Origin of the sequence: Salinivibrio sp. MA440 (genome assembly GCF_001996265.1) — a bacterium.
Classification (GTDB): Bacteria; Pseudomonadota; Gammaproteobacteria; order Enterobacterales; family Vibrionaceae; genus Salinivibrio; species Salinivibrio costicola.
The window spans coordinates 1-6,304 of the sequence record NZ_MUFI01000076.1; the positions used below are offsets into that span (position 1 = coordinate 1).

Below are 6,304 nucleotides of genomic sequence, written 5' to 3' on the forward strand. Positions count from 1 at the left end.
TGGTGTTTGCTTTTCCAAAGAAAAGACAAACGGCTCGATAAATACTGTTTTGTTCGTCTCTTGCGAGACAAACGAATTGACTGTGCCGAACAACGTAAACGTTGTTTCGTATTGGTCACTCAGTTCATCGAATAAATCTTTTTGTCTATTCTCAACGAGTGCCCACACAGATTGCATAGGTCAAATTGTTAAAGAGCGCCGCTCATCGTTGAGCGGGAGTGGCATAATACGCCACTTTGGCATTGAGTCAAGCATTTTGTTTTGCTTGTCTGTATTGCCGTTGTTAGCTCGGCTTGCCGTGCCAACGAGAGCGCATTATAGAGAGGTAATTTTTTGGCGCAAGGGGTTTTTGATAAAAAGATCTCAGGCGCGCAAAAACCCAACAATTTGCATTATTCCTAAGCGTTTTTGAGTCAAACCAAGAAAAAAGCCACCAAAAATAGTGGCTTTTGCCTGATAGGGCTGGGTTAGCCTTGTTTTGCAATGACATGGTCATTCTCAACATCAAGCCAAACGGGCTGACCTGGGACCAGTTCCCCACTCAAGATTTGTTGCGCCAGTGGGTTTTCGATTGTCTGTTGGATAGCCCGTTTAAGTGGACGCGCTCCGTAGACAGGATCAAACCCGCTTTGAGCAACCTTGGCAAGCGCGGCTTCGGAAATCTCCAATTTGAAATCTTTTTCTGCCATTCGTCGGGCAAGCTCTTGCATCTGCAAGCCAGCGATTTCTTTTATATGCTCTTCAACCAGTGGATGGAACACAACGGCTTCATCAATACGGTTAATAAACTCCGGTCGGAAATGATTCGCCGCCACCTCCATCACTGTTTGCTTCATGCCTGCATAATCCAGTTCACCAAAGTGTGCTTGGATTTGTTCTGAACCCAGATTGGAGGTCATGATGACGACGGCATTTCGAAAATCAACCGTTCGCCCCTGACCATCCGTTAAACGCCCATCATCGAGTACCTGCAACAAGATGTTGAATACATCAGAATGCGCTTTTTCTATCTCATCAAGTAGAATTACCGAATAGGGACGACGACGAACCGCTTCAGTAAGATAGCCCCCTTCTTCATATCCAACATAACCAGGAGGCGCGCCAACTAAGCGTGCTACCGAGTGTTTTTCCATAAATTCAGACATATCTATCCGAACCATAGCATCACGGCTATCGAACATGAATTCGGCCAGCGACTTACACAACTCAGTTTTACCCACCCCTGTCGGCCCAAGGAAAAGGAAGGAGCCAATCGGGCGATTCGGATCCGCCAGTCCGGCTCGGCTACGCCGAATGGCATTGGCGACGGCACCGACCGCTTCATCTTGACCTATCACCCGCTGGTGCAAGGCTGATTCCATTTTAAGTAGCTTTTCTTTTTCGCTTTCCAGCATACGAGAAACAGGGATCCCTGTCTGCCGTGCGATAACATCTGCGATCTCAGCCTCTGTGACTCGGTTTTTCAATAAAGTCATTTCCTGCATTTCTGCTTGGCTAGCAAGATCGAGCTGCTTTTCTAAGTCAGGAATTTTGCCATACTGTAGTTCTGACATTCGGCTTAAATCCCCGGCTCGCCGCGCTATCTCCATGTCAGTTCGTGCTTGCTCTAAAGCAGCTTTTATATGTTGAGCTCCAGATACAGCGGCTTTTTCTGTGTTCCAGACCTCTTCGAGCTCGGCATAATCACGCTCTTTTGCCTCTAGCTCGTCACGCAATGTCTCTAAACGCTTTTGACTCGCACTATCTTCTTCTTTTTCTAGTGCTTGTTGTTCAATTTTAAGTTGGACAATGCGTCGTTCTAAGCGATCTAACGAATCGGGTTTCGAATCAATTTGCATCCGAATGCTGGACGCCGCTTCGTCAATAAGATCAATGGCTTTATCGGGTAACTGGCGATCGGCAATGTAGCGATGTGACAAGCTGGCTGCGGCGACGATGGCCGGATCGGTAATTTCTACCGCATGGTGCAGCTCGTAACGCTCTTTTAATCCGCGCAGAATGGCGACCGTGTCTTCTACATTCGGCTCATTCACCAATACTTTTTGAAAGCGACGTTCTAATGCCGCATCTTTCTCTACATATTGGCGGTATTCATCAAGTGTCGTTGCGCCCACACAGTGAAGCTCGCCCCGTGCCAAGGCAGGTTTGAGCATATTCCCGGCATCCATGGCCCCTTCAGCTTTACCGGCCCCGACCATGGTATGAAGTTCATCAATAAAGAGGATGACATTACCTTCCTCTTTCGCCAGTTCATTTAATACCGCTTTTAGTCGCTCTTCAAACTCCCCACGGTATTTAGCCCCAGCGACTAGCGCCCCCATATCGAGAGAAAGCACGCGTTTACGGCGCAAACCTTCCGGTACCTCACCATTCACAATACGCTGGGCTAACCCCTCTACAATCGCGGTTTTGCCTACACCAGGCTCACCAATCAGGACGGGGTTGTTTTTGGTACGACGCTGTAGCACTTGGATGGTCCGGCGAATTTCATCATCACGGCCGATAACAGGATCCAGTTTGCCTTGCTCAGCACGCTCGGTCAGATCCAGAGTAAATTTCTCCAACGCCTGCCGGTTTTCTTCGGCGTTGGGATCATCGACTTGCTGACCGCCACGGACTTTTTCTATCGCTTGTTCAACTTTTTGTGATGTCAGGCCATGGCTGCGCAATAGCTCCCCAAGCGGCCCTTTATCTTCTACCGCAGCTAAGACAAAAAGCTCAGAAGAGATATATTTGTCTTTACGCTTTTGTGAGATCTTATCGCAAAGGTTAAATAAGTTACCCAGATGATTCGAAAGCTGAACCTCACCGCCCGTGCCTGTGACTTGAGGGACGCGATCCAATAACTCAGAAAGGCTAGAGCGCAGTTGGCTCACATCCACGTTCAGCATGGTTAATAGCGGACGAATCGCACTGCTATCTTGATTCAGGAGTGCGGTCATCAAGTGAACGGGTTCAATATATTGATGGTCTCGCCCTAACGCGAGTGATTGCGCATCAGAAATGGCAATTTGAAACTTACTGGTAAAACGGTCAAGGCGCATCGTTAGTTCCTCCCACTTAACACCTTTAGTTGATGAATAAATGGGCACGATGCAGGTATTTTTCAAGCATCTAAGACGACTTTATTTCATTCGCCAGATACACGTTGCCATCCGCCCCGTTTGTCCATCTCGGCGATAGGAATAAAATTGATCGCCTTGCTGGTAGGTACATAGCGATCCCCCATAAATCGCGGTCACGCCAGTAGCTATCAGTCGTTGCCTTGCAAGCGCATAGAGATCAGCCAAATACTTGTCTGACCCTCGAGGTGAAAAAGCGGCCTTGGTCTGCCAAGAATACGAGATGAATGCCTGATAAACATCTTCACCGACTTCAAAAGCTTGTGGACCAATTGCCGGCCCCAACCAAACAAAACAGCGTTCTGGTTGCGCAAATAAAGCGAGGGTTGATTCTAAAACACCATTTAATAGCCCTCGCCACCCGGCATGTGCCGCCGCGACTTGGCAACCATCATGGCTACAAAAAAGTACCGGTAAGCAATCAGCGGTCATGACCGTACAAACTTGTCCGACGGTATCTGTAAATGCTGCATCGGCTTTGGGATGTGTGTCTTGATGTGGCAGCCGTGCGACCTCAGTCCCATGAACTTGCTCAAGCCAAGTCAGTTCTCCGTGAACCATACCGGCTAGAGCAAGACGATTTTTTTGCACGGCATCTGGATCATCACCCACATGCATACCAAGATTCCAACCCGCAAACACGCCCTGGCTCACTCCCCCTTCACGAGTTGTGGTAAGTGCACCGATATTATCAGGAGCCGGCCAATCAGGTTGGAGGTAATCCATTAGTACTCGTCTTCTCCGTTTTCTGCTTGGTCGCTACGTAAATGCTCCGTCAATGCGACCATATCGTCGGGGATCGGGGCATGCCATTCCATTTGCTCACCCGTGATCGGATGGTCAAGACGTAACATGGCGGCATGTAATGCTTGGCGCTTGAACTGCCTTAGCGTCTGAACCAAGATCTCGCCGGCTTGACGTGGAGGCTTTGCCTTACCGCCATAAAGCGGGTCCCCTACCAGAGGATGATTTAAATACGCCATATGCACTCGGATTTGGTGAGTCCGCCCCGTCTCTAGTCGCAAACGTAACCGTGTATGACCCCGGAAATGCTCTGCAACCCGATAATGGGTTATCGCAGGCTTCCCTAATTCTTGGACGGCCATATGAGTCCGTTTTGTTGAATGGCGGCCTATCGGTTTGTCCACCATGCCACCACCGGTCATATTGCCAATCGCAATCGCTTCGTATTCACGCGTGATTTTACGTTTTTGTAGCGCGCGTACCAGTCGGGTCTGCGCGGGGATCGTTTTCGCAACCACCATTAGGCCCGTGGTATCTTTATCCAAACGATGCACTATCCCTGCACGCGGTACATCCCCGATATCAGGATAACGGTGAAGTAAACCATTCAATAGTGTTCCATCCGGACAGCCGGCACCTGGATGCACCACAAGCCCAGCAGGTTTATTAATCACCAAGAGGTCATTATCTTCATAGACGACGTCGAGCGGTATCTCTTGGGGTAGCCAGCGATCGTCATCTTCAATCTCTGTGGCAATCTCAACCTGCTCCCCGCCCATGACTTTCTGACGAGGCTTGTCTACCGCCATACCATCGAGTGAGACTTGCCCTGCTTGAATCCATGTTTTGATCCGAGAGCGAGAGTAATCGGGAAACAGCTCTGCGATCGCTTGATCGAGTCGCTGACCCATTTGGTGTTCTTGGATCTGATGGGATAATTCTATCTGTTGTGCCATACCGAACTTTTCTGTGATTTCTATGACTAAACCCTCGCAACAGTCGCTATCGTGGCGCTCGGCATATCGCCGGTAAACGCCTTTTGCTATAGTCGCCTATCACTGGATAAAATAGCCGGGATAATGACATTGTATCTGTTTGCCGCTGTGACCGTAATCCAGATGGCATAAAAACTTTTCAAGGAAGTGCGATAACCCATGAAACGCCTAACCCTTACTGCGCTACTCGCAGCCTCTGTACTCGTCGGTTGCTCAAGCAACAGTCAAGTTGTCCAAGACGATCCGCCATCCAAACTGTATCAGGATGCTGAAGCGCAGTTAAACAAAGGGGCATGGATAACAGCCATTGAAAAGCTTGAGGCATTGGACTCTCGCTATCCGTTTGGTGCTTATTCCGATCAAGTGCAACTGGATCTTATCTATGCTTATTATAAAAATGACGATCTGGCCTTGGCCGAAGCAACCATTGATCGCTTTATGCGTATGCACCCCGCTCATGCCGAAAGTGACTGGGTTGCCTATATGCGAGGCCTCGTCCATATGGCACAAGATCGTAGCCTAATCCACGACATTCTCCGTATGGAGCGCAATGACCGTGACCCTCAGCCGGCTCGTAAAGCATTTGCTGATTTTCGCCGCTTACTCGAACGCTATCCCAATAGCGAGTATGCTGCTGATGCAAAGGCACGTATGATCGCGTTAAAAAATCGTTTAGCTCAATACGAGTTAGCCGCCGCCGACTACTATATTCGTCGTGAAGCTTGGGTTGCAGCCGTTAACCGTTGCCAGGCCTTACAACGAGACTTCCCTGACACTGAAGCCGCTAAAGCTTCTTTGCCTCTGATGCTAACAGCCTATAAGAAGCTCGGACTTGACGAGCCAGCCGAGCGTACTCAGGATCTGATAGACAAAAATTCCATTTAATCCGTCAATATTGGTTAAAACGACACTGGTTAAAACGACAAAAGCCTCTCTATTATAGAGAGGCTTTTTTGTGCTATGTCGCAATGAGACGAGCAAATACGCGATAATAAAACAGAGCATAGTAAACAGAGCTAAGCGATCTGCTCACTAACCCCTGACATTTCATCGTTTTTAAACACAAAAAGCCCCGACCGTTAGGTCGGGGCTTTGTGTCTCTACTCATCAAAGTCTTACGCGTATCCGCTTTGATGATTAAATTGCAAGCTATGCGCAGAGAGTTATGAAGCGAGACGCACAATGTATACCAATACATGAGCATCGCAGCTATCAAAAATCGCAAGCAATAGGTGCAATTTATAATCAAAGCCTGGCGATGTCCTACTCTCACATGGGGAGACCCCACACTACCATCGGCGCTGCTTCGTTTCACTACTGAGTTCGGCATGGAGTCAGGTGGGTCCAAAGCGCTATGGTCGCCAAGCAAAATTTGGTGTGTCTTCACTTTTCAGTCAAAACACGTATCTAGAAAGCTGTTCGTTCTCGCCACAATCAACTGGC

The 6,304-nt window shown here is 48.6% G+C and carries 4 protein-coding genes and 1 rRNA gene; 1 reads left to right on the forward strand and 4 read right to left on the reverse strand.

Annotated elements, in window-relative coordinates:
* Positions 1 to 467: 467 nt before the first annotated feature.
* From clpB to rluD, 3 genes are all read right to left on the reverse strand, one after another.
* Complete coding sequence (gene clpB, locus BZG80_RS15270; RefSeq protein WP_021024607.1) at positions 468 to 3,044, reverse strand: ATP-dependent chaperone ClpB; 2,577 nt, start codon at positions 3,042 to 3,044, stop codon at positions 468 to 470.
* Between the two features lie 81 nt (positions 3,045 to 3,125).
* On the reverse strand, positions 3,126 to 3,848 hold the full coding sequence (gene pgeF, locus BZG80_RS15275; protein WP_077679741.1) for a peptidoglycan editing factor PgeF: 723 nt from the start codon (positions 3,846 to 3,848) through the stop codon (positions 3,126 to 3,128).
* Positions 3,848 to 4,822 carry a 23S rRNA pseudouridine(1911/1915/1917) synthase RluD gene (gene rluD, locus BZG80_RS15280; RefSeq protein ID WP_077461943.1) on the reverse strand — a complete coding sequence of 325 codons (975 nt, stop codon included), beginning with the start codon at positions 4,820 to 4,822 and terminating at the stop codon, positions 3,848 to 3,850. Before rluD ends, pgeF begins: the two co-directional genes overlap by 1 nt.
* Positions 4,823 to 5,020: 198 nt before the next feature.
* Here rluD and bamD point away from each other — a divergent pair, with 198 nt between their 5' ends.
* Positions 5,021 to 5,746: an outer membrane protein assembly factor BamD gene (gene bamD / locus BZG80_RS15285; protein WP_021024604.1), complete on the forward strand. Its 726-nt coding sequence runs from the start codon at positions 5,021 to 5,023 to the stop codon at positions 5,744 to 5,746.
* Between the two features lie 365 nt (positions 5,747 to 6,111).
* Here bamD and rrf read toward each other — a convergent pair.
* Positions 6,112 to 6,227, reverse strand: a 5S ribosomal RNA gene (rrf, locus tag BZG80_RS15290).
* Positions 6,228 to 6,304: the final 77 nt, after the last annotated feature.